The following is a 24,791-nucleotide window of genomic DNA, read 5'->3' as shown; positions in this document are numbered from 1 at the left end:
AGATCAGAGGTCGATTTCGACCACCCCGCCCGGCTCTGCCGCGCGGGACTGGCACAGGATGATCGCGCCCTCGCGCTGCTTCCCGGACAGCACGAAATCGCGATGTTCGACCGCGCCCGCGATCAGCCCGCATTTGCAGACGCCGCAGATCCCGTCCGAGCATTTGACGTCGATATGGATCCCGTTCTCGTTCAGCACCTGCGCGGCATCCTTGTCCGCGGGCACCGCGATTTCGCGCCCTGTCCGGGCGAGTTTCAGCGTAAAGGGGTGGTTTTCATACGCGGGCTGTTCGGGGACCGAGAAATACTCCAGATGCCGGGCCTCTTCCGGGAAACCCTGCCGTTCGGCCGCCTGCATCACCCCGTCCATGAAACGCTCGGGACCGCAGGTATAGACATGCCAGCCGGGTTGGAAGCCCGCCAGAACCGCATCCAGATCGGCGCGCGATCCCTCGTCCGAGACATGCAGATGCACCCGGTCCGCCCAGGGCATGGCGTCGAGGTCCTCCAGATATCCCGCGCTGGTGCGGCTGGGGACCGAATAATGCAGCTCGAAATCAGCCCCCAGCGCGTGCAGCCGGTGCGCAAAGGCGATCATCGGCGTGATGCCGATACCGCCGCCCATCAGAAAGCTGCGGGTTGCCCCTTCATCCAGTTCGAAATGATTGATCGGCTTCGAGATGAACACCCGCCGGCCCGGCGCAAAGATGCGATGCATCAGCTTTGAGCCGCCGCGCCCCTCCTCCTCGCGCAATACTCCGATCTGGTAGGTCGTCCGGTCCGTCGGGTCCCCGGACATCGAGTATTGCCGCAGGAATTCGGGTGCCACCAGCACATCCAGATGCGCGCCCGCCGTCCATTCGGGCAGCGGCGCACCGTCAGGGGCGGCAAACTCGTATTTGGTGATCTCGCCCGTCATCTTCTCGGCCCGCGTCACCTCGACCCGGATCACTGGCGCGGTGTCCGCGTCGGGGACGGTGTAGCGGTGCACGACAGAGAGATCCCCCGCCGCCAGCCGCGCCCGGTATTCGTCGGCGCCGATCATCGCCTGATAGGCGGCGATCCCCGCCTCGCGGTCCATCGGAAACGGATAGGGCCAGGGGTGCGGCGCCAGCGGCGCGGGATAGACGGCCAGCGTCTGATCCTCGTATTTCAGGTCCAGATCCCGTTGCAGGCCGCGCCGGTTCACCGGCCCGGTGGTCGGGCGATAGGCCCCATCGGGCTGCAACTCGATATCCCACCACCATTTCTTGACCTCGTTCAGCCCGCCGTGGCCCAGCGCATCGTCCAACCGCGCCAGAGCCGGGGCCGCCGCCGGAACCGTCATCGCCGCCCAGCGGAAGGGGCGTTCGGCGAACAACCCTTCCAGGTTCCACGGGCAGGTCTTCATGCAGCGCCCGCACATGGCGCCGCCCTGGGTGGTGATGCGATAGGTGGCGCATTTCTGGCTGTCGGATTTCCAGATCTCGTAGCCGTTGAACATCCGCTTGGGCCCGGCGGTGATCGCCCCCGAGGGGCATTCGCGTGCACATTTGTTGCAGGCCTCGCAGAACCGTTGCAGGCCGAAATCGATGGGCTTGTCATGGCTCATCGGCATGTCGGTGGTCACCGCCCCCGATTTCAGGCGCGGCCCCAGGAACGGGTTCAGGATCACCTCGCCGATGCGGCTGACCTCGCCCAGGCCCGAGAGCAGCAGCAGGGGCGGTTGCAATACCTCGCCATCCATCACCGTATGGGCCTTGGCCTTGTAACCCAGGTTGCGGATCTGCTGCGCGATCACCCCCCCCAACAGCGAGAAGCGCAGGTAAGCGCGCATGGATTGCGCCACCGCGATCCAGTCGTCACCGCTCGACCCTTCCATCGTCTCGTACCCCTGATCGACGATCATGCTGATCGCCTGATCATGCGGCGGGGTGATCGCTTCGCCGGTGGCGTCATGGCTGTACCACGCCCAGGTCGGGCAGCGGCTGAGCCCGACGGCGTCGATGCCCAGGAAATAGCTCGCCGCCTTGAGGTTGGCGGCATTGCGGCGCGGATCGATTGGCCGGGGAACATCGGCGCGGTCGCCATCCTGAAGCAGCACAAACGCCCCCAGCGCCCGCCGCTGGGCAAAGCTGGGCGCCGCCTTGCGCACGTAGTGACCGCCCTTGGCGCCCTCTTGCAGGGCCTTGCCCATATCGCCGAACTGGGCGCGGGCGAACATGTCGGCGCGCTTGGGCACACGGGCCACATTGGCTTCGTCGATATAGGTGGTCGGCGTCTCGACCCGGTTCAGCCGCTCGAACGGGTGTGCCCCGTCCACATAGCGCCGCCGGGCATAGGGGTCGCGGTTCAGCGCGCTTTTGGCGAAACCCTTGCCCAGCCACCAGGCCGGGCCCCGGGTGGCGGCCCAGGACTGCGCGGCCAGCGGCGCCAGCGGGCGATCATGGGCCAGCTCCATCTCGGTGGTGACGGCAGCCAGACCAAAGCGGCGCCCCAGCCAGGGTGCGGCCAGCTGACCGCCCTCAAGCGTGACCAGCCCCGCCGCCAGTGCCAGCCGCCCCAGATCGACATCGCTCGACATGGCGGTATGCGCCCGCGCGTCATAGCCCAGAAGGCGGATGTAATTGGCGATCACAACCGCGTTTTCGCTGGCCAGAAGACAGGCGCGATGGTCCTGCGCATCATGGATCCACTCGGCCCCCGGCTCGTCCGCCTCGGGGTCGCGGTGATGCTCGTAGAGAAAGACGATCGCATGGCGGTGGCTGTCGATCGGGCGCGGCGGCGCCTCCATGCTTTCCTTGAGATCGGCCATGATCACGTCGATGCCCGAGGCAAGCGTCTTGGTCTGCCGGGTCCGCAGCGCCTCGGCCAATCGGTCGATATCGGGGTTGCGCCGGGGCGCCGGCAACAGCGCCTCGGCCGGCAAGGGCCCGCAGCCCATCATCGAAGCATCGTTGAAATAGCCAAACGCTTTCAGATGGTTGGCGCGTTCCAGCGGATCGGCGGAGATCTCGGCGCGGGCCGGGTTGACCAGCCCGTCGCGGATCGCATCCAGCATCGCCTGAAACTCGCCCATCGCGTTGACGATGCTCTCGGGCCGCTCGGGCCGGTGAAAGCTGAGCACAGGTATTTGCGGAACAGTGGACAGATCCGCCACCGCCTCGCGCCGGGCCAGCCGCTCCAAAGGATAGGGACCCATATGCACGGGCCGGTCCCGGTCCGAGAAAAAGCGAATACCCATCCTGCGCCTCCTGACTGCCCTTTTGGCGTAGCGCGGAATGGACAGCAAAACCATTCATGTTTAGTCATAAATTCCATGAGCAAATTCGATTTCACCGATCTCGACGGCAAGGTTCTGCGCTGCTTTCTTGTCATCCTCGAGGAAAGCTCGGTCTCGCGCGCCGCCGACCGGCTGGGGGTGACCCAATCGGCGGTCAGCCATACGCTGGCCAAGCTGCGCGCGGTGCTGGGCGATCCGCTGTTCGTGCGCTCGGGCCAGGGGCTGACGCCCACCGAACGGGCGCTGTCGCTGCGCGAACCGGTGCAGCGGGTGCTGGACGGGATCAAATCGCTGACCGATGCCCGCCCCTTTGACCCGCTGGGCGAAGAGATGCATTTCGACATCGCCGCCAACGACCTGCAACGCGAGCTGATCTTTCCCGAACTGCTGTGCCGCGCCCGCGCCGAAGGGGTGCGGCTGAGCCTTGGTTTCGTCCCCTCGGGCGTGCCCGATCCGGCCCTGTTGCGCAGCGACCGCTGCCAGCTGGTGCTGACGCCGCTGCCGCCCGACGGGCCCGACATCTATCAGCGGCGCCTGTTCACCAGCCCGTTGCAAATCTACTATGACGCCAGTCACCGCAGCCCGCCCGACAGCTGGCAGAGCTATTGCGCCGCCGAACACGTCGAGGTGCGATTCATCGACGGGCGCAGCGCCAATGTGGTGATGCGCGGCGTGGATCAAAGCCAGATACGCCCGCCCACGGTGGTGTTACCACATTTCGGCGCCATCCCCGCCTTTGTCAAAGGCAGCGACCTGATCTCGACCGATACCGCGCTGATGAAACTGGGGCCGCTGGCGACACTGGATTGCGCGCCGCTGCCTTTTGCCTGCGATCCGGTGTCGATCTACATGGTCTGGCACGAACGCTCGACCGCCGATCCGGCCCATCGCTGGCTGCGCGCCCGGGTCGAGGCTATTGCCGCCCGGCTGCAACGCAGCGCTCAGTAACCCACGCGCGCCCGGATCAGATGCATCAGCGTGGCGCCGGTCTCGACATAGGCCTGTTGCAGGGCGGTCCAGCGCTCGGCATGGCGGTCGATGGCGGGGATCGGTAGATTGGTCTCGATTCCGCTCAGCAGCGCCTCGGCCATCGCCTTGCCGAACAGGGTGCCCGGCCCGATGCCGCGCCCGGAATAGCCATGCGCCGCCAGCGCGCCTGGGCCGGGGCGAGTGATCTTGGGGATGTGATCGCCGGTCATGGCGATGCGCCCGTGCCAACCGGTGACCAGCGGCTGCCGCGACAAGGCGGGATAAAGCTGTGCAAGCTTGCGCCGCACCCAGGCCCGGTGGATGCCGCTGGCCGGATGGTCCAGCGCCCCCATGCCGCCGATGATCATCCGCCCGGCCCGGTCCAGTCGGAACGAGGTCATGATCAGCCCGGTATCCCAGCACCCTTCGCCCCCCGGCAGGATGGCGGCACGGGTCTTCTCCGGCAGCGGATCGGTGGCATATTGGAAATAATGCACCGGAACATGGGCGGGCCTTCGGTCGGCAAGCCCCCGGTGATAGGCGTTGGTGGCCTGGATCAGTTTGCGCGCCCGGATGCTGCCGCCGGAGGTGCGCACCTGCCAGGCCCCGTCTTTGTGCTCGATCTCCAGCGCCGGGCTTTGCCCGTGCAACCGCGCGCCTGCCGCCTGCGCGGCGCGGGCGAGCCCGCAGGCATAGGCCAGCGGCTGGATGGTGCCCGCGCGCGGATCAAAGAGCGCGCCGTGAAAGGCGCCGGACCCGGTGCGGCGGGTGGTCTCCTCGGCCGAGAGCAGTTCGACCGGCGCCCCGCTGGCGGTCAGTTGCGCATGGCGGCGGCACAGATCGGCCAGCCCCGAGGGGGAATGCGCACAATGCAGCGTGCCGCTCCGCACCGGCTCGCAGGCGATGCCATGGCGCGCGATCAGCTCGAACACCAGCGCCGGCGCCCCGGCCAACAGCGCGATCAGCCGGTTGCCCACCGCATCGCCCAGATGGGCGCGGATATCGTCAGGCGGCAGCCACAGCCCCGCATTGGCCAGCCCGACATTGCGGCCCGATCCGCCATGGCCCGGCGCCTCAGCCTCGACCAGGCGCACATCGGCGCCTTGCTCCGCGGCGTGGAGCGCCGCCGACAGACCGGTGAAACCGCCACCAATCACCACCAGATCGGCGGTCACATCCCCCGCCAGCGGCGGCGCGGTGACCTGTTCGGCCGAGGTCAGATGCCAGAGAGTGCGGGTATTGTCCGACATGACCAGGTCTCGTCTGCAAGAGGGATATCTATGTCTTAGGCACTCAGGCGGCGGTGACAAGCCCGCGCTGATCCTCGCGCCCCATCGCCACCAGCAGGGGCGCCTCGGCCTGACGCGCCTGGAACATCGCCTTGTCGCCCATGCCGCGCCAATTTGCCAGCACCAGGGATTGCGCCACCGCGCCGCCCAGCGTGGCGCCGGGGCCGGTGACGATGAACAGGTCGGGCGCAAACTCGCGCGCGGCGGTCTGCACGGCGCGGGTAAAATCATAAGGCTCGGTCACCTGATGGCCCAGTGTATAGTCCCACAGCGCCCCGGTATCGGTGGCGCCGGGGCACCAGATCTTGCCGCGCCCGTCGATCATCGGGCGGATGGGCTGGGTAAACAGGTCGGCGCCCAACCGTTGCCGCCCCTCGGCAGCAACCGGCGCCTGCAAGCGGGTGTGAAAGGCGGCGTGGTTGGCCAGCCGCATCGGAAAGCGTTCCTGCACCACCGGCTGCGCAGCCTCGAAGGCCGACAGGCCGGCCTCGTTTCCGGCCAGAACCAGCATGCCCCCAAGGTCAATGGACAGGGCCAGGTCATGCCCCGGCAACGCGTCGATCCGGGCCACATCCGCCAGCAGCGCCGCCTTGCGCGCGGCATCGTCCGCCCAATCCTCGCCAGTGAAGGGATAGACCAGCTGCCCGCCGATCAGCCGCTCCTGCATCAGCGTGCCCATGGTGTTGACCACGCGAAAGCCATTCTCAGCGCTCAGCGCCCCTGCAGCGGCCAGCGCGATATACCAGCCCATCGAGTTGCCTGTGACGGCGACCACCTCGATATCCTCGGCCAGCGCCTGCGCATCACCCAGCGAGGCCGCGTAGATCAACGGCGAGGCCACATCGCCGCGCGAGTATTTGCCGACCGTATAGCGCTCTGCCCCGTCCAACGCGGTCACCGCCTCTTGCCCGGCCTCGCCGCGGATGGCGTCAAAGGCACGGAACATGTCCATCCGGGCGCCATGGTGGCGATGCAGATAGCCCAGTTCCGGTTTGTTATAGGTGCCCCGGCCGGGGCAGATCACGACAGCGGTACGGGTCATTTTGCAACTCCGGTCAGCGACAGCGCGGCGGCGACGATGCCGTCCCTGGACGGCAGCGGGGCGGCATAGGCCGGGCCGGTCGCAATGAAGCAATCCTCGGCCACCACGCGGGCGGTCGAGGTGGCGCGACTTTCTTCGCAGAAGAAAGTCATCAGCGCCTCGGACTGGCTGCCGGTACGGCGGCATTCATCGACGATCAGCACGTGTTTGCAATCCTTAGTGGCCGCGCGCAGCGCCTCGATGGGCAGCGGCGCCAGCCAGCGCAGGTCGATGATCCGTGCCCTGATCCCCGCCGCCTCGATCTCGGGCACCGCCTGCTGCGACAGGTAATGGCCGTTGCCATAGGTGACGATGGCCAGATCGGTACCGTTGCCATGCACCCCGACCTCGCCCAGCGCGATGCGCCGGTCGGGCGAGGGATAGGGGGTCATCCAGCCGCCGTCCTGCACCCCGTGCAGATCGCGCATCGGATAGAGCGCGATGGGTTCCAGGAACACCACCACCCGCTGCTCCTCGCGCGCCAGGCGCACGCATTCGCGCAGCATCTGCGCCGCATCTTCCCCGGTCGAGGGGCAGGCGATGATCACGCCGGGAATGTCGCGCAGCACCGCCAGCGAGTTGTCATTGTGGAAATGCCCGCCGAATCCTTTCTGATACCCCAGCCCCGCGATGCGCAGCACCATCGGGTTGGTGAACTGCCCGTTCGAGAAGAACGGCAGCGTCGCCGCCTCGCCCCGGATCTGATCCTCGGCATTGTGCAGATAGGCCAGGAACTGGATCTCGGGGATCGGCAGGAACCCGTTATGTCCCATGCCGATGGCAAGCCCCAGGATGGATTGCTCGTCCAACAGCGTGTCGATCATCCGGTCGGGGCCGAACCGTTGTTGCAGCTTCTGGGTCACGCCATAGACGCCGCCCTTGCGGCCCACATCCTCGCCCATGCAGACGATCTCGCCATGTTCCAGCATCAGATCGGTCAGTGCCCAGTTGATCAGGCGGCTCATCGGTTGCGGCTCGTCCATGGCGCGCATGTCGCCACCAAAGGTGGCGGCCCGCATCTCGGCGCCGGGGCCATTGGTGGGTTTGCACTCCCGCTTCGGCGGGATCAGGCTGGCCGCCACCTCGGCTGCACTGGCAAGGTGCGGGCGGGTCGCGGCCTCGACCGCGATGCGGTCGATGCGGGCGCAGGTCTGTTCATAGATCGCCAGCGCCTCCTCCGACGCGAGCGCGCCGTCCTCGGCGAGCAGCCGCACGCTGTGCAGCAGCGGGTCCATGGCCTCTTCCGCCTCGACCTCGGCGCGGGTCAGATAGGTGGTCGGCACATCCGCCCCTGCATGGCCATAAAGCCGCACGGTTTTCAGATGCAGGAAGGCGGGCTTGCGGCGATTACGGACATAATCGGCGGCCTCTTGCGCCACGGCATAGGTCTCGTAGATATCGAGCCCGTTGGCCTGGAAATAGCGGATGCCGGGTCGATGCTCCATCGAGGCCTGGATCCAGCCCCGGGGCGTCTTGGTCGAAATGCCGATCCCGTTATCCTCGCAGACAAACAGCAGCGGCAACGGGATCGACTGCACGCTGGTCCAGCCCGCCGTGTTGATCGCGCCCTGCGCCGTCGAATGGTTGGCCGAGGCATCGCCAAAGGAACACATGGCAATCCCGTCCTCAGGCAATTGCCGGTGTTCGGGCGGATGCCGCCGCGCCGCGCCCAGGCTATAGGCCGCGCCCACTGCCTTGGGCAGGTGACTGGCGATGGTCGAGGTCTGCGGCGGGATCATCAGCGCCTTGGACCCCAGCACCTTGTGCCGCCCGCCCGAGGCCGGGTCCTCCTTGGAACAGGCAAAGCTCAGCAGCATGTCCCAGGCGATCTGCTGGCCCGGCACCTGTTCGGCGCGCGCGATCTGAAACGCCGCATCCCGGTAATGCAGAAAGGCGATGTCGGTCGGGCGCAGCGCCTGCGCCACCGCCGCCATCCCCTCGTGCCCCGAAGAGCCGATGGTATAGAACCCCTGCCCCGCCTTCTGCATCGCCCGGCTGGTCCGGTCGAGCGCGCGGCTGAGCACCTGCGCGCGGTAAAGCGACACCGCCTGCGCCTGCGTCAGGCCCGGGCGCGGCGGCGCGCCCTTGGGCAGGTCGCGCGCAGCCACCCGGCTGAGGAAGTTTTCATGTACGATCTGGGCGCGGTCCATGGCTGGGCCTTCTTTAATGCTTGGGGTCAATGCCCCTTGTTACAACGCGGCGACGGCCCGGGCGATACGGGCAAGCCCTTCTTCCAGACTCTGCCTCGCATAAGCGAAGGACAGGCGCAAATGCCCCGACATGCCAAAGGCCCGCCCCGGCACCAGCGCCACCCCGGCCGTGTCGAGCAAATGGTGGCAGAAGTCGTGATCAACCGGCATCCGCGCGGGCGTCTTGGGGAACACATAGAACGCGCCATCCGGCGACGCACACTCGAGCCCCGCCGCGTTCAACCCCGCGACCACCAGGTCGCGCCGCGCCAACATCTCGGCCCGCCGCTCGACCAGCAGGTCCTGCGGCCCACTCAGTGCCGCCAGCGCCGCCGCCTGCGCGATGGAACAGGCGCCCGAGGTGATCTGCCCCTGGACCGCCACCATCGCCTTGATCAGCGGCGCCGGGCCGATACCCCAGCCGATCCGCCAACCGGTCATCGAATAGGCCTTGGACACGCCGTTCACGATCAGGGTGCGATCGGCCAGCGTCGGCACTGCCTGCACAAAGGGGGTGAAGGGCACATAGGCCAGATGCTGGTAAATCTCGTCCGAGATCACCCAGACATGCGGGTGTCGGTCCAGCACCGCGCCCAGCGCCTGCAATTCGGCCTCAGAATAGATCGCGCCGGTGGGGTTGGACGGCGTGTTGAGCAACAGCCAGCGCGTGCGCGAGGTGATCGCAGCCTCCAGCTGTGCGGGCGTCAGCTTGAACCCCTGCGCGCCGGGACAGTCCAGCACCACCGGCACGCCGCCCGCCAACCGCACCATATCGGCATAGCTGGTCCAGAAGGGCGCGGTGGTGATCACCTCGTCGCCGGGGTCGAGCGTGGCGAGGAACGCACCCGCCAACACCTGCTTGGCGCCGGTCGAAACGATCACATTGGCAGGCTCAACCCCGGCCTCGGCGGCAATCGCCGCGCGCAAGGCGGGCGTACCCGCCGTAGCCGGATAGCGGGTCTGCCCCGCCAGCGCCGCCCTATGTGCGGCCTCGATCACATGGGTTGGCGTTGGGAAATCCGGCTCACCGGTGCTGAGCGCAACGATATCGGCGCCATCGGCCCGCAACTGCGCCACCCGTTCCGAGATCTGCACGATTTCCGACAGCTCGATCCCGTCAAGCCTGCCTGCCCGCCGAAAACCGGTATCGCTGGATATGTTCATGGCCTTGCCCCACCATCAGGAGTTTCCCGCAATAGATCGCGCTGGATCATGCAAAAAACCAGTGATATTCCGGTCAAAAGGTATGAGGAAAAGTCAAGTGATTGCCCCCCGCCGCTTTCTCCCCTCGATCTCCTCGCTGCTGGCGCTGGAGGCCGTCGATCGGCTGGGCAGCGCCTCGGCCGCAGCCGAGGAACTGGCCCTGACCCAAAGTGCCATAAGTCGGCAGTTGAAAACGATGGAAGAGCAGCTGGGCGTCGAGCTGGTCCAACGCGACCGGGTGCGGCTGCACCTGACGCCGGCGGCTCGGGAATATGTGCAGACCGCCCGCGCCGCGCTGACCCAGCTCGCGCAGGCCTCGCTCAAGCTCAAGGCCAACCCGACCGGCGGCACGCTCAGCCTGTCGATCCTGCCCGCCTTTGGCATGCATTGGCTGGCGCCTCGACTACAGGATTTTGCACGACGCCACCCGGAGGTGTCGGTCAATCTCAGCACCCGGCTGAAACCCTTCGACTTTGCCAGCGAACCCTTCGATGCCGCCATCCACTTCGGGCGGCGCGACTGGGCCGGGGTCGATTACCTCAAGATCATGCGCGAGGAGGTGCTGCCGGTCTGTGCCCCCGAACTGCGGCAGAAGACGAGCGACCCCACCTGGCTGCTCAGCGCGCCGCTCCTGCATCTCGACACCCGACCGGATGCCTGGGAACGCTGGTTCGCGGTCCATGACCTTGCGGCGCCGGGACTGCGCGGCATGCTGTTCGACCAGTTCTCCACCATGATCCCGGCAGTTGCCAACGGTCTGGGCGTGGCGCTGCTGCCCAGCTATCTGGTCACGGATGATCTGGCCCGGGGCCGGCTTGTCACTGCCTGTGACGGGCCCGCCGTAAGCCTGGGGAGCTATTATCTTGTCTGGCCAAAGGAGCGCATGATCGCGCCGCCGCTCGCCTCGTTCCGGGTCTGGCTGCAAGAGGCATTTGCATAAAAGCAGGGGCGCTGCCCCTCTTGCCCTGCGGGCAATTCACCCCGGAGTATTTCCAACCAGAAAGAAGTGCAAATCCGGCTCTGATTTCTTTCTGGTTACAAATACTCCAGGGAGTTTGAGGGACAGCGTCCCTCAACAAAGAATCGAGCGCGCCGCAGGCGCACGATTTGGTTGCGCCCTGTTCAGACGTCCATCGAGCGGGCGATGAGTTCCTTCATCACCTCGTTGGTGCCGCCATAGATCATCTGCACCCGCGCATCGGCATAAAGCCGCGCGATCGGGTATTCCATCATGAAGCCGTAACCGCCGAAGAGCTGCAGGCATTCATGCATGATCTCGTTCTGCACCTCGGAGCCGTAATACTTCACCATCGAGGCGGTGGCGGCGTCGAGCTGCCCGGCCTCGAGCCGGCCGATGCAGTCATTGACAAAGCTGCGCAGCACCTCGGCCTTGGTCTTGCATTCCGCCAGCTTGAACCGCGTGTTCTGGAAATCCATCACCCGCTGGCCGAATGCCTTGCGCTCCTGCACGTATTTCACTGTCTCGGCGAGGGCAAAGTCGATGGCGCCCAGCGCCATGATGCCGATGGTCAACCGCTCCCAGGGCAGCTGTTTCATCAGCTGGTAGAACCCATGCCCTTCTTCCGGACCGATCAGGTTGGTCATCGGCACCTTCACGTCCTCGAAGAACAGCTCGGCGGTGTCGTTGGCCTTCATCCCAAGCTTCTTGAGGTTGCGGCCCCGGCGGAACCCTTCGGCGCCTTCGGTTTCGAGCGCGATCAGCGACACGCCCTTGGACCCCAGCGTCTTGTCGGTCTTGGCCACCACGATGATCAGATCGGCGGTCTGCCCGTTGGTGATGAAGATCTTGGAGCCGTTGATGCGGTAGGAGTTGCCGTCCTTCTCGGCGGTGGTGCGCACCGCCTGCAGGTCCGATCCGGTGCCCGGTTCGGTCATCGCGATCGCGCCCACCATCTCGCCCGAGGCAAGGCCGGGCAGCCATTTGGCCTTTTGTTCCTCGCTGCCATAGGCGGTGATGTAGTGGGTCACGATCGACTGGATACCATAGCCCCAGCCCGCATCCCCGCGCGAGGTCTGTTCATAGATGGTGACCGCGTCAAAGCCCATGCCGCCGCCGACACCGCCGAACTCCTCGGGGATGGCGCCCGCCATCAGCCCGGTTTCGCCTGCCTTGCGCCAGAAATCGCGGTCAACCACACCATTGTCGACCCAGGTTTCGATATTGGGGACCAGTTCGTCATCCAGGAACCGGCCCGCCGCTTCGGCGAACATCCGGTGTTCGTCGGTGACCCAGGCGGCGGTGCTGCTGAAAAGGGACATGTCATTCTCCGGTTTGCGTTTGTGACCAAGCTACGCGCACGCCCGATTCCCGCCAATCCGGGTGACGCGGCGTTTCGGCGGCGCTACGCTACGTCCTTTTCGACCTAACCCGCGACGCGGTGGCGCGCGCCCTTGGCGGGCGGGGTTTCCGGCCCGCCCGCGAAACATTGCGCGATGGCCATCCACTCGGCGGCAAGCGGGCCTTCGACCACCAGCGAGGTGTCGGCGATGTTGCGGGTCTGAGCCACCACCTGAGCGAATTCGACCGCCGGGCCGGCGATCCGGTTCGCGCCCGGTTCGCCGAATTGCCACAGCGCGCCCGAGGGGGCGGTCAGCTCCAGCCGGGGCATCATCTCGGGTTGCGGGCGGCCATGTACCTTGAACGACCAGCCGAAGGTATTCACCCCCAGCACCACGATGTTCCTGATCCTGTCGGTCTCGGTCCGGGTGGCGCCAAGACAGTCGAACACTTCCTGCCCATGGGCCCAGGTCTCCATCTGCCGCGCGGTGATGGACGAGCGCGCCGACATCTCGGGACCGACCCATTGCAGCCGCTGCTTGGGGTCAAGCCCCGCCCAGCGTTCCGCCATATCCGTGTATTGCGCGGCCCAAGCGGCGCGCAGATCGGCGCCCCGCTCGGTGATCATCGCGTTTTCGGTAGCGCGAAAGCCGTCGCGCCCGATGCCCGCAAGGGTCTCGGCGGCGCGGGCCTGAAAGGCAGCCGGGTCTGTCAGCGACAGATCCGCCATCCGGTTCCAGAAATGCAGGTGCACCAGCACGTCGTTCAGGGTCCAGCCCTTGAACTGGGTGGGGCGGTCCCAATCGGCGCCGCTCACCCCGTCCAGTACCGCGTCCAGCGCCTGGCATTCGGCCAGAAAATCGCCTGCCTGTTCCATTCCTAATCCTCCAGTGTCGCCATCAACCTCTCGGTCGCGGCGAGGTAGTCGCGTTTGAAGTCCTGCACCACTTCGGCAGCCGAGGTGGTCTGGGTCATCAGCCCGACCCCCTGCCCGACCCAATAGGTGGCCAGGTCGGCAGCACCCGCATGGCCGCGCTGGGCCAGCGCCTCGATCCGGGCCAGCGCCGGTTCGGCCACCAGCGATTGCAGCGGCATCGGCAGCGGCGCGGGGCCATCGGCCTCCCACGCGTCGGTCCAGGCCGATTTCAGCTGGCGCGAGGTCTTGCCCGTGCGCGAGCGCGAGCGCACCGTATCCGAGGACGAGGCCGCCAGCATCTTGTCCTTGACCACCTGGCTTGGCTCGCCCTCGGCGGTGGTCAGCCAGACCGAGCCGCACCAGGCCCCTGCCGCGCCCATGGCCATCGCCGCCGCCATCTGGCGGCCCGTGACGATGCCGCCTGCCGCCAGAACCGGGGTGTCGCCCGCGACCGAGACCACCTCGGGCACCAGCACCATGGTCGAAACCTCGCCGCAATGGCCGCCCGCCTCGCCCCCAGCAGCGACCAGAATGTCGACCCCGGCGGCGACCTGCCGCTGGGCGTGCTGTTTCGAGCCGACCAGCGCTGCCACCGGCACCCCCGCCGCGCGGGCGCGGTCCAGCATGATCTGCGGCGGTGTGCCCAGCGCGTTGGCAATCAGCCGGATCGGAAAGGAAAAAGCCACATCCAGCATCGCCTCGGCCCCCGCACTATCGAGATTGCGCGAGATATGCAGCAGCGCGCAGCGGCGCTCCTCCAGATCGTCGGCACCCACGCCGGCCCGCTCCAGCACCTGTTCGGCAAAGGCCAGATGTTCGGCGGGCAGCCCCGCGAGCAGCTGATCATCGCTCGGCCCACTGCCCCCCTGCCGCTGGATCGAGGTCGGCACGATCAGGTCCACCCCATAGGGTTTGCCGCCACAATTGGCGTCGATCCATTCCAGCTCGGTCCTGAGCTGTTCGGGCGTATAGAGCACGGCGCCGAACACGCCCATGCCGCCCGCCCGGCTGACAGCAGCCACCACATCGCGGCAATGGCTGAAGGCAAAGAGCGGAAACTCGATCCCCAATTTGCGACACAGGTCGGAATTCATGCGCTCTCTTCCTCTTCGATCTCGAACATCACATCGCCAGCTGCCAGTTGCGCACCCGGCGCCACATGTTGCCGGGCCACCCGGCCCGCGACCGGGGCGGTGATCTGGTGCTGCATCTTCATCGCCTCCAGCACTGCAAGCGTTTGGCCCTTGGCGACTTCGGCCCCTTCGGACACCGACACAGCCTGTACCAGTCCGGGCATCGGCGCGGTGACGCGGCCACCGCCCAGCGCCTCGGCATCGGGGGCGCCGGGACGCTGACGGCGCAGGCTCAATCGTTGCGCGCCAGATGCCATGTGCACCGTGTCACCTGACACATGGGCCAGCAGGTCATGGGTTTCACCACCCAGCCGCGCCCGCAGCCCATCTTCGCGGTGGACCAGCGCGATTTCGAACTGCGCATCCGCAACGCCGATCCGCCAGCCGCCCGGAACGGCGCCCGCGGTGCAGTCAAAGACCTGTCCGCCGGTCTCGACCCGCAGGCTGCGCGGGAGAACCGGAGCGCTGGACCAGCCCAGAAGCTCGGGCGGGATCGGCCCGGCAGCCGCCAGCGCCGTATCGCGGTCATGCTGCATCAGTACCGCCACCATCAGCGCCACCGCGCGCGGATCGGGCGCGCCTGCGCCATAGCCCTCGGGATAGCTGCGCGCCAACAGGCCCGTGGTCGCCTGGCCCTCGGCAAACTCGGGCAGTGCCAGCAGATCGGCCAGAAAGGCGCTGTTGGTCGCGGTGCCCAGCAGCACCGTATCGGCCACCGCGCGCGCAAGGCGGGCCAGAGCCACCGTCCGGCTGGGACCATGGGCGATGATCTTGGCCAGCATCGGGTCGTAATGGGGCGCGATCTGCTGACCCTGCGCGATGCCCGCGTCGACACGCAGGCCCGCCCCGGCAGCCGGGCGCCAGCGGAGAACCGGCCCGATGGCGGGCAGGAAGCCCGCCGCCGGATCCTCGGCATAAAGCCGGACCTCGATCGCATGGCCGTCGATACGCAGATCGTCCTGCGTCAGCGGCAGCGGGTCGCCCTGCGCCACCTGCAACTGCAGCGCCACCAGATCAAGGCCGGTGACCATCTCGGTCACCGGATGTTCGACCTGAAGCCGGGTGTTCATCTCGAGGAAATAGAAGCCCCCCGACGCGTCCAGCAGAAACTCGACCGTGCCGGCGCCGCGATAGTCCACCGCGCGGGCGGCGGCCACGGCTGCGGCGCCCATCGCATCGCGCAACTCGGGTGTCATCACCGGACAGGGCGCCTCTTCGATCACCTTCTGGTGCCGGCGCTGGACCGAGCAGTCCCGCTCGCCCAGATGGATCACCGCGCCATGGGCATCGCCAAAGACCTGAAACTCCACATGACGCGGCTCGACGACCGCGCGTTCCAGGATCAACTCGTCCGAGCCGAAAGCGCCCAGCGCCTCGGCCCGGGCGCGGGCCAGCGCCTCGCTCAGGGCCCCCGGCCCCTCTACCAGCCGCATACCGCGCCCGCCGCCCCCGGCGGCAGCCTTGACCATCAGCGGATAGCCGATCTGTTCGGCCTCGCGCGTCAGCGCGGCATCGGATTGATCGGCGCCCTGATAGCCCGGCACGCAAGGAACCCCGGCGGCCAGCATCAACCGCTTGGCCTCGGCCTTGTTGCCCATCGCCTCGATCGCCGCCGCGTCCGGCCCGACAAAGACCAGCCCCGCCGCCGCCACGGCGCGGGCAAACCCGGCGTTTTCAGACAGGAAACCATAGCCGGGATGGATGGCCCCGGCGCCACTTTGCCGGGCGGCATCAAGGATACGGTCGGCATTCAGATAGCTGTCGCCCACCGGGCCTTCGCCGATCCAGACGGCATGATCGGCCAGCGCCACATGCGGCGCACCGGCATCGGCGGTGGTGTAGACCGCCACAGTGCGCAGCCCCATCTCGCGGGCGGTGCGGATGATCCGCACCGCGATTTCGCCCCGGTTGGCGATCAGCAGAGTGTCAAATCGCATCATCAGAACCTCGCCACCCCGTAAGAGCCGGGTTTGACCCGGCGTGCCCGCGCCTCGCGGCAGGTGTGCAGGCAGAACGCCAGCACCCGCCGGGTGTCGCGCGGGTCGATCACCCCGTGATCCAGACAGCGCCCCGAGGTATAGAACGCATCCGACTGTTGGTCGAAATGCGCCGCGATCATCGCCGATTGTTTGGCCAGCCGCGCCTCGTCGAGGTCCTGCCCCTTGCGGGCGGCACCGGCGCGGGCGACCATCGCCATGGTGCCCGCCGCCTGCTCTCCGCCCATCACACCGGTGGTGGCGTTGGGCCAGGCAAACAGGAAATCGGGCTCGTAAGCATAACCGGACATGCCGTAATTCCCCGCCCCAAAGCTGGCGCCGACATAAAGCGTGATGCGCGGCACATCGACCGAGGTCACCGCCTGGATCATCTTGGCCCCATGCTTGATCATTCCGGCCTGTTCATAAGCGGTGCCGACCATATAGCCGGTGGTATTGTTGAGAAAGATCAGCGGCGTGTCGGATTGCCCGCAGAGCTGGATGAATTGCGCCGCCTTGGTAGCGCCATCGGGGTCGATCGGGCCGTTGTTGCCGATGATGCCCACTGCGATCCCCTGGATCGCCGCCTGCAGGCAGACGGTCGACACACCATAGCGCGGTTTGAAATCCTGAAAGACCCCGCCATCCACCACCCGTGCTGCCAGTTCGCGCATGTCATAGGGCACCCGGTAGTCGACCGGCACCAGCCCGGCCAGATCCTCGGGGTCGAGCGGTGGCGCGATGTCGGCGGGTGCGGGCCGTTCGGGCAGCGACTTGTTCCAGTCAAGCGCGGCAACCACCTGACGGGCGATCTCGATCCCGTGGGCGTCATCCTCGGCCAGGTATTCGACCAGACCGCTGGTCTGGGCATGCATCTCGGACCCGCCCAGATCGCGGTCATTGGCACGCTCGCCGGTGGCGGCATGCACCAGCGCCGCCCCCGCCAGCGCCGCCATGCCGTTCTTGCGCACACCCACCACGTAATCGGCCAGACCGGGCATATAGGCGCCCCCGGCGGTCGAGGGGCCATGCAGCACCGCGATATTGGGGATGCCCGCCGCCGACAGCCGGGCAAGGTTGCGAAACAGCTTGCCGCCATGGGCCCACAGCTCGACCCGGTATTCCATCAGATTGGCGCCCGCGCTTTCGACCAGATGCAGGAAAGGCAGCCGCTGTTTCAGCGCCACCTCCTGCGCACTGAGAAAGGCTGCGGCGGTCATCTCGGTCATGGCACCGGCCTTGATGCCGCTGTCGTCGACAACGACCACGGTGCGCACGCCAGAAACGAAACCGATACCGATGATGACCGAGGCACCGGGGACCGAGGTTTCGGGATCGGCGCTGTCGACCATGTATCCGGCCAGGCTGTGCAGTTGCACAAAAGGCAGACCCGGGTCCAGCAGCCGCGCCAGCCGGTCGCGCGGGGTGATCTGGCCGCGCGCCTCCATCCGGGCGCGCCGCTCCTCGCTGAGCGCCATGGGCCGCGCCTCGAGCGCGCGGAGCTGATCCACCAGCGCCAGCATATCGGCGCGGTTGCGCCGGTAGCAGTCGCTGTCCTTGTCGAGCTGGCTGATAAAACGCATGGTCCCTCCGCCCTAATCCGTTGTGATCAACCCGACCGGAACGGGCACCGGCAGGGACAGAAGCTCTTGGGCAAAGGCCTTGCCCTGCGCGTCGTTTCTGAGGCTGGCCACCCCGCCGCCGCCCAACGCCCCTGTCAGCAGGATATTCATCGCATGACAGCCCGGCAGATAGAAACGTTGGATTTGGGCGGGAGATTTTTCGTCGAAAAATCTCATCACCGCCTCGGGCGACAGGGCCGCCCAGATATAGGGCATGTAATCCGGGCGCCGGGCCAGCACGCCGATATTGGCGCTGTCGCCCTTGTCGCCAGAGCGCGCCCAGGCCAGCGCTTCCAGCGGGCGCATCTCCAGCTCCAGTTCCATATCCGGCTCGGGTGGACAGGGCGCGAGACCCTCTTCGATGTCACGCAAGGGCGGCGCGGGTGCGTCAAAGGACAGGTCGGCCCCGTCCAGAACCACACTGGCGCGCACCGCATCAGCCGGGATCAGGCAGGAAAACAGCGCCACCACCGGCGAGGGGCGTGGCCGCCCCGCGCCAGTGAAAAAGTGCAACCCCGGCGGAGTCGCCAAGGCCGCGCCCACCAGTTCCTTGAGGAACAGCCCCACCGCGCGCGCATCGTCATGGCGCACCGCGGCCTTGAACGCGATCTCTTCGGGCGCATCCGGGGCCGGGCGCCCGCCAAATGCCTCGAACGAGACCTCGCGATAGCCGGGCGCGCCCAGCGCCGCCAGCCGTGCCTGCGCCCGGTCAAGCCCGGCCTGGGCAAAGGCCTGCGCTTTGGCCCGGGCCGCGCGCCCGGTCATCTGGAACACCATGCCGCCGCGATAGCCATCGGCCCAGGTGACCGAGACCTTGAGCCGTCCGGTCGGCGCCCGCCCGCGCGCACCGCTGACGCGCACCCGGTCCGGCCCCGCCTGCTCCAGCGTCACGCCCGAGAAATCGCAGACCACATCGGGCAGCAGATAGGCGCGTGGATCGCCGATCTCGTACAGCATCTGTTCGCCCACCGTGGCCGGGGTCACCAGCCCGCTGCTGCCCTCGGGCTTGGTCAGGACAAAACCGCCATCGGCGGCGACCTCTGCGATGGGATAGCCGATCCGCGCCAGATCGCCCGCCACCTCCCAATCGGTGAAATTGCCCCCGGTCGCCTGTGGGCCACATTCCAGCAGGTGCCCGGCCAGCGACCCCGCCGCCAGTCGGTCATGATCGGACAGGTCCCAGCCAAAGTGGTGCACACAGGCCGCCAGTGTCAGGGCGCTGTCGGCACAGCGCCCGGTCAGCACGATATCCGCCCCTGCCCGCAGCGCCGCCACCACCGGCGCCGCGCCCAGATAGGCATTCATCGACGCGATCCGCTCCAGCGGTGGCATGGCGGCGCCGGTGAACATCTCGGTACACTTGACAAACTCCGAGGCGCGCGCCAGCAGGTCATCGCCAGTGACCACCGCCACCCGCAGCGACAAGCCTGCCGCCGCGATCCGCTCTCTCAGCGCCTCTGCGCAGGCCTCGGGGTTCACACCGCCGGCATTCGACAGCACCCGCACCCCCTGCTTGGCAATGGCCGTCAGGTTCGGCACCATCGCCTCGGTCACGAAATCGGTGGCATAGCCCTGATCCGGATCCTTCAGCCGCGCGCGCGCCATGATCGACATGGTAATCTCGGCCAGGTAGTCATAGACCAGCACATCGACCCCGGCCGCAAGAAGCTGTGCCGTCGCATGCGGCGCCTCGCCCCAGAAGCCGCAGGCCCCGCCGATCCTCAACGCTGCTGTCACGCGACGTTTTCTCCCCTGGCTTTCGGCGACCACTTTACAGACCGCCCGTTCTGTTTTTAAGCTGCCTCCCGAGGCCCACGCGGTCAATCGAAATAAGTGTGACGTGACGGCAGATGCCCGAGACCCTGAAACCGACCCAACAAGACCGGCGATCCAGATCGACCCAGGCCAAGGTGATCCGGGCGACCATCACCTGTCTGGACAGGCTGGGCTATGCCGAGACCACCTTTGCCCGCATTCAGGAGCGGGCGGGTGTGTCGCGCGGTGCGATCACCCATCACTTTCCCACCCGGCAGGCGCTGGTCGCGGCCACCGCGATGGAATTGCTGTCGCGCGCGCTCGACCCGGTCGAGCGCCGCGCGGCGCAGGCTGCCAGCCCCGAGCCGGTGCGCGATCTGATCACCCGGGCCTGGGGCCAGGTGGTGAACGCCGCCGGGGGCCGCGCCATGGTCGAGATTCTGGTGGCCTGCCGCACCGATGCCGAGCTGTATCGCCTGCTCGAAACCCGCCTGCACGACTGGGACCACCAAAGCCGCGCCTCGGTCGCGCGCGCCTATGTCGGCGCGGATCAGGCGGCCGACGATGCCGAACTCTTGTGGAGCATGACGCGCAACTTCCTGCGCGGCCTTGTCCTGCACGAGCGCTTTGTCACCGATCCCGCCTATCTGGCGCGGATGGTGGATCGCTTCGCCGGAATGATGGAAAGCCAGTTGACCCCCCTGACCGCAAAGGATGCGCTATGACCTGCTCCTCTCCCTTCATGACGCCCGAGCGTCAGGCCTTTCGCGACACGCTCGCCGCGTTTTTCGCCACCGAGGTCACCCCGCATGTGGAGGAGTGGGAGGCCGCACAGGCGGTGCCCTGGGAGCTGCACCAGAAATTGGGCGCGCTGGGGGTGTTCGGCTTTGGCATCCCCGAGGAATATGGCGGGCTGGGGTTCGACGACGCGTTCATGCGCTGCGACTATGCCGAACTTGCCTTTGGCTGCGGCGCTTCGGGGGTGGCGGCGGCGGTCGGCGGGCGGATGATCTCCTTGGGTCCGATGGTGCAGTTCGCGCCCGAACCGTTCCGGCAAGACATCCTGCCCCGCATCGTGCGGGGCGAGATGAACTCGGCGCTCGCGATCACCGAACCGGGGGGTGGCTCGGACGTGGCCAATCTGAGCACGCGGGCCGCGCGCGTGGCGGGTGGCTGGGTGCTGAACGGTGCCAAGGCCTATATCACCGGGGGGATGGATGCGCAGTGGTTCGTGGTCGGCGCGCGCACCGGTGGGCCGGGTCTAGCGGGCATCTCGCTGTTCCTGATCGAGGCGGATACGCCCGGCTTTTCGCGCACTCCGCTGGGCGGCAAGATGGGCTGGCATTGTTCGACCCAGGCGATGCTGCATTTCGACGATTGCCACGTGCCGGAGGCGGCGCTGATCGGCCCCGAGAACAAGGGGTTTCTGGCGATCATGAACAACTTCAACCACGAGCGGCTGGCGATGGTGGCCGGTAGCCTCGGCATGATGCGCGTCTGCTATCGTTCCGCGCTTGACTGGGCGCGTGAGCGTCGGACCTTTGGCCAGCGGTTGATCGAACATCAGGTGATCGCTCATAAATTCGCCGAGATGTCGGCGCGGATCGACATGACCGAGGCCTATCTGGAGCGGATTTGCTGGGCGATGAACCAGGGGCTGATGCCAGCGGCCGAGATCGCCAAGGCCAAGGTGCAGGCGACCAAGGCGCTGGAATTCGTGGCCTCGGAAGGCATGCAGATCTTCGGCGGCGCAGGGTATCTGACCGGAAACCCGGTCGAACGGGTCTGGCGTGAGGTCAAGGTGATGGCGATCGGGGGCGGTTCAGAGGAGATCCTGCGCGATCTTGCGGTTCGTCAAATGGGTCTGGCCGGTCAGTAGGTGCGCGGAATTTTGCAAAAATTCCGCCCTGGAAAACGAAGTTTTCCAAGCCGTTTTCCGGCGAGGAAAACGGCCCCTGCCGCACGCGCGCCGTGTCAGTTCGACACGTAACCCGCCACCACCTGAAGCAATTTGAATGCGGTCGCTGCATCGTTCTCGACCACTGCCAGGAACTCTTCCTCACCGATGCGCAGACAGGTGATATCCGTCGCCGCCACCATGCTCAGCGCGCGTGGCTCCTTGCGGATCAGGCCCAATTCGCCCACCAGGCGACCTGGCCCGACTGTCACGATCAGCTGATCCTCCTGCCCCTCGCGCGGCAGGTAGAGCCCCGCCTCGCCCTCGATCATCATATAGGCGCCATCGGTCGGCTCATCATCCTTCAGGAACACCACCTCACCTGCCTTGGCGGAATACCAGCGCGCGCCAAAGGCCAGCAGGCGCAGCTGCCGCCGGTCGAGACCGGAAAACAGCGGCGTCTGTTCCAGCGTGCGCACCTTCCGGCTCAGGTCGGCCGAGGCGACGCTGTCCTCTTCCTCCTGCTGTCGGGGCACTTCCTCGGTCACGATCCGGCCCTGCTGGACCTCGACATAAAGATCGAAGACATCCGGATTCTCGAACGCGTCGTTGAGATAGATCAGCGTGGTCTCGGGCAACAGCGCCCGCAGGTTCCGATAGACCGCGATCTGGGTCTGCATGTCGTAACTGGCCAGCGCCCGGTCGAGCAGCAGGATATCGGGCCGCTTGATCGTCGCGCGGGTAAAGGCCAGCGGCTCGGCAAAGATCGCCGGCACGTTCTGTCCACCCAGGGTGACCGGCAGATCGTAGATCAGCTGGATCACCTGCGGCCGCAGACCGTGTTCGTCCAGCAGATCGGTGATCAGCTTGCGCAGCTCGTCCGAGCGCGCGCCCCCTACCTCGCTTACCTTGCCGAACAGCGCGTTCTCCAGCACGTTCAGCCCGGGCGCAAAGGCCCCCGGGTCGAGTGGCGCAAAAACATCGTCCAGGCTGCGCATCAGCTCGCTCGAGTGGCTCTTGCGCAGTTCCAGAATGCGGGCCTTGATCTGATCCGAAAAGGCCGGGCCGATCTGATCCGCCGAGATCCGGAAGGGCACGGCCAGCAGGCTGGCGAGCTGATCATCCTCAAGCGCCCGGGCGCCGGCATCCCGGGTCTTTTCCACCAGTTCCAGCGCGGTTTCATAGGTGCGCACATCCAGGTTCATCTTGCGGAACAACGGGTGGTCGGTACCATCCAGTCCGAAGATTTGGCGCAGCATGTCGATCACGTCCTGGGTCAGGCGCACCAGCGGCTCGTCCAGTCCGATCTGGCGGATCTGCTCGAGAAAATCGGTCTGTCCGGCCAGAACCTCGGGCGTGAAGGGCGCGCGCGGGCTGGCGAAAAGCAGGTTTTCGGCCACCGGCAGCGCCGGGTTGTAGTGGTCCGGATCAAAGAAATGCGCCTGCCCGGCAAGACCCGCGCGCTCTGCCGCCTCCTGGATCACCGGGCGCAGCGCCACCAGCCGCGCCGCCAGATCCGGGTGATCGGCCTCGGCAAACACCTGTTCGGCGCCGCGCCGGTAGAGCGCCGCCCCCGAGCCCAGCCCCTCAACCAGTTTCAGCCACCAGTCGCGCAGTGCGCGGGCATCGTCGAACCCGGCCAGACCCGGCTCCAGCCAATCGCTGTGATAGGGGTCGGCGCTGTTGCCGGCGCGCAGGGTCTCGGCGTGAAAGCCCGGCTCACCGCTGTCACCCTGTGGGCGCACCCGCACAGGCATCGTCACGTTGTCGCCGAACGTGCCTTGGAACAGCACCGGGCGCGAGGTGGCGTGCCCGATCCGCGAGGCCACCACCATCTGGTGCAGGTCCGACAGCGCGATCTCGCCGATCCGCACCTGTCCGCTGGCGGGCAGCACCTCGCGGGTCAGCAACTCGGACAGGGCGCGACGATCCTCTTCGCTGCTGGCGGCGATGCCGATCACCTTGCCGCCGGGCAGGGTCAGATCGAGATCGTCCAGCACCAGATTGCCATCGGCATCGCGAACCGAGACCTTGTCGAGCACGATATCGCCAATCAGGCGCGGGCGCTCGTCAGGGAAGCCGGTGAACTTGTCCTCGTCGATCATGCCTGGGGGGGCGAACCGGTCCAGGATAACCTCCCAGCGCAGCGACATGTCCTGGGTCTGGTTGTAATAGGTCAGCAGTTCCTTCCAGGGGCTGGACAGATCCTTGTAGGCCGCCAATGCGGCCACCAGCGCACCCAGCGACACGCTGCCCTGCAACACCAGATAGCCGCCGATCGAATAGAACAGGAAGGGCGTCAACTGTCCGATGAAGTTGTTCACGAACTTCATGAAGAACTTCTTCTGGTAGATATCGAAGCGGATCGTGAACAGCCGCCCCAGCTGATAGCTGATCATCGACATCCGCCAGGGCCAGCCGGCATTGGATCGCAGCGTCGCGGCGCCCGCAGCATTCTCGCCGATCTGGGCGGCAAGAACGCGCACCTCCTGAATGCGTTTCTTGTTGAGCAGGTTGATCTGCCGCTGCATGCGCGGGATCAGCCAGGCCTGCAGCGGGATCAGCGCCACGGCCGCCAGCCCGAACCAGAGGCTTTGCAGGAACAGGAAGGACAGGATGGTGATCATCTGCCCGGCCTGCAGCACCGGCTGGCTGATCGCATCGCCCATCAGCCCGCCCATCGGCTCGCTTTCGGCGGTGATCATCGACACCAGCTCGCCCTGGCTGACGCGCTCGAAATAAGGTTGCGGAAACCGCAGGACACGGGTGATCAACAGATAGCGGAACCGGCGCAGCATCCGTTCGGACATCACGCCTTTCATGGTGTTGATCCGCATCTTCATCAGCCCGTGGGCGAGAACCGAGATCAGGAAAGCCGCGCAAAGGATGCCCAGATAGGTCACCTGGTCAAAGGTAAAGCCCCAGACCTCGATGGTGGAACTGGCCGCACCGATGGCGTCGTTGATGATGCGTTTGGGCAGCTCAAGCGTCAGATAGAGCAGCGGAAACAGGGTCGCCGTCACCATCAACAGGATCAGTTGATCGCGTCTGGAATATTTCCAGATGAAGCGGAACAATGTGCGTTCTATAGCTCCGACCCCCAAAATCGGCCTTAAACAACTCGGCCGCCATACCCGAAGCCTGCGACCCTCACCAAGGCTATCGCGGCCCGACATGCGCTGGCAATCGCATTTACGTGCG

The 24,791-nt window shown here is 66.6% G+C and carries 16 protein-coding genes; 4 read left to right on the top strand and 12 right to left on the bottom strand.

Translation table 11 applies throughout. From position 1 onward, the window contains the following. Positions 1–3: 3 nt before the first annotated feature. The gene (locus SPO_RS02970) at positions 4–3,222 is read right to left on the bottom strand and encodes a reductive dehalogenase (RefSeq protein WP_044027870.1); all 3,219 of its coding nucleotides are present in this window, start codon (positions 3,220–3,222) and stop codon (positions 4–6) included. A gap of 75 nt (positions 3,223–3,297) precedes the next feature. Here SPO_RS02970 and SPO_RS02965 point away from each other — a divergent pair, with 75 nt between their 5' ends. After that, positions 3,298–4,209, top strand: a complete 912-nt coding sequence (locus tag SPO_RS02965; RefSeq protein WP_011046344.1) for a LysR family transcriptional regulator — start codon at positions 3,298–3,300, stop codon at positions 4,207–4,209. Here SPO_RS02965 and SPO_RS02960 read toward each other — a convergent pair. From SPO_RS02960 to SPO_RS02945, 4 genes are read right to left on the bottom strand one after another with little or no spacing between them, the layout of a single operon-like run. Further along, positions 4,203–5,480, bottom strand: coding sequence for an NAD(P)/FAD-dependent oxidoreductase (locus SPO_RS02960; protein ID WP_011046343.1), 1,278 nt, complete (start codon positions 5,478–5,480; stop codon positions 4,203–4,205). The genes SPO_RS02965 and SPO_RS02960 overlap by 7 nt on opposite strands. A 43-nt stretch (positions 5,481–5,523) precedes the next feature. Further along, positions 5,524–6,561: an acyl carrier protein gene (locus SPO_RS02955; RefSeq protein ID WP_011046342.1), complete on the bottom strand. Its 1,038-nt coding sequence runs from the start codon at positions 6,559–6,561 to the stop codon at positions 5,524–5,526. After that, positions 6,558–8,750, bottom strand: a complete 2,193-nt coding sequence (locus tag SPO_RS02950; protein WP_044027868.1) for a dehydrogenase E1 component subunit alpha/beta — start codon at positions 8,748–8,750, stop codon at positions 6,558–6,560. Before SPO_RS02950 ends, SPO_RS02955 begins: the two co-directional genes overlap by 4 nt. Before the next feature lie 39 nt (positions 8,751–8,789). Continuing rightward, positions 8,790–9,953 (bottom strand): pyridoxal phosphate-dependent aminotransferase, encoded by a 1,164-nt coding sequence (locus tag SPO_RS02945; protein ID WP_011046340.1) that lies wholly within the window; start codon positions 9,951–9,953, stop codon positions 8,790–8,792. A gap of 97 nt (positions 9,954–10,050) precedes the next feature. Here SPO_RS02945 and SPO_RS02940 point away from each other — a divergent pair, with 97 nt between their 5' ends. Beyond that, a complete protein-coding gene (locus SPO_RS02940) occupies positions 10,051–10,932 on the top strand; it encodes a LysR substrate-binding domain-containing protein (RefSeq protein WP_011046339.1) in 882 nt (293 codons plus the stop codon). A gap of 182 nt (positions 10,933–11,114) precedes the next feature. Here SPO_RS02940 and SPO_RS02935 read toward each other — a convergent pair whose 3' ends face one another. The 6 genes from SPO_RS02935 to SPO_RS02910 form a co-directional block, all read right to left on the bottom strand. Further along, the gene (locus tag SPO_RS02935) at positions 11,115–12,272 is read right to left on the bottom strand and encodes an acyl-CoA dehydrogenase family protein (protein ID WP_011046338.1); all 1,158 of its coding nucleotides are present in this window, start codon (positions 12,270–12,272) and stop codon (positions 11,115–11,117) included. 104 nt (positions 12,273–12,376) lie between these two features. Then, complete coding sequence (locus SPO_RS02930; RefSeq protein ID WP_011046337.1) at positions 12,377–13,168, bottom strand: TIGR03084 family metal-binding protein; 792 nt, start codon at positions 13,166–13,168, stop codon at positions 12,377–12,379. A 2-nt stretch (positions 13,169–13,170) separates the two neighbouring features. Next, positions 13,171–14,301 (bottom strand): NAD(P)H-dependent flavin oxidoreductase, encoded by a 1,131-nt coding sequence (locus SPO_RS02925; RefSeq protein ID WP_011046336.1) that lies wholly within the window; start codon positions 14,299–14,301, stop codon positions 13,171–13,173. After that, positions 14,298–16,280 carry an acetyl/propionyl/methylcrotonyl-CoA carboxylase subunit alpha gene (locus SPO_RS02920; protein ID WP_011046335.1) on the bottom strand — a complete coding sequence of 661 codons (1,983 nt, stop codon included), beginning with the start codon at positions 16,278–16,280 and terminating at the stop codon, positions 14,298–14,300. The genes SPO_RS02925 and SPO_RS02920 overlap by 4 nt, the downstream gene beginning before the upstream one ends. Next, entirely contained in the window at positions 16,280–17,899 is a 1,620-nt protein-coding gene (locus tag SPO_RS02915) for an acyl-CoA carboxylase subunit beta (protein ID WP_011046334.1), read from the bottom strand. The genes SPO_RS02920 and SPO_RS02915 overlap by 1 nt, the downstream gene beginning before the upstream one ends. 12 nt (positions 17,900–17,911) lie before the next feature. Next, positions 17,912–19,675 (bottom strand): acyclic terpene utilization AtuA family protein, encoded by a 1,764-nt coding sequence (locus SPO_RS02910; protein WP_011046333.1) that lies wholly within the window; start codon positions 19,673–19,675, stop codon positions 17,912–17,914. A 113-nt stretch (positions 19,676–19,788) separates the two neighbouring features. Between SPO_RS02910 and SPO_RS22105 the strand changes: the two genes are divergently transcribed. Together SPO_RS22105 and SPO_RS02900 are read left to right on the top strand one after the other, a co-directional pair. Beyond that, positions 19,789–20,418 (top strand): TetR/AcrR family transcriptional regulator, encoded by a 630-nt coding sequence (locus tag SPO_RS22105; RefSeq protein ID WP_011046332.1) that lies wholly within the window; start codon positions 19,789–19,791, stop codon positions 20,416–20,418. Continuing rightward, positions 20,415–21,572 (top strand): acyl-CoA dehydrogenase family protein, encoded by a 1,158-nt coding sequence (locus SPO_RS02900; protein WP_011046331.1) that lies wholly within the window; start codon positions 20,415–20,417, stop codon positions 21,570–21,572. Before SPO_RS22105 ends, SPO_RS02900 begins: the two co-directional genes overlap by 4 nt. A gap of 95 nt (positions 21,573–21,667) precedes the next feature. Here SPO_RS02900 and SPO_RS02895 read toward each other — a convergent pair whose 3' ends face one another. Further along, positions 21,668–24,616 (bottom strand): cyclic nucleotide-binding domain-containing protein, encoded by a 2,949-nt coding sequence (locus SPO_RS02895; protein ID WP_230981763.1) that lies wholly within the window; start codon positions 24,614–24,616, stop codon positions 21,668–21,670. Positions 24,617–24,791 lie beyond the last annotated feature (175 nt).

It is taken from the genome of Ruegeria pomeroyi DSS-3 (genome assembly GCF_000011965.2).
GTDB lineage: Bacteria > Pseudomonadota > Alphaproteobacteria > Rhodobacterales > Rhodobacteraceae > Ruegeria_B > Ruegeria_B pomeroyi.
This window is presented reverse-complemented; position numbering and strand designations above follow the sequence as displayed.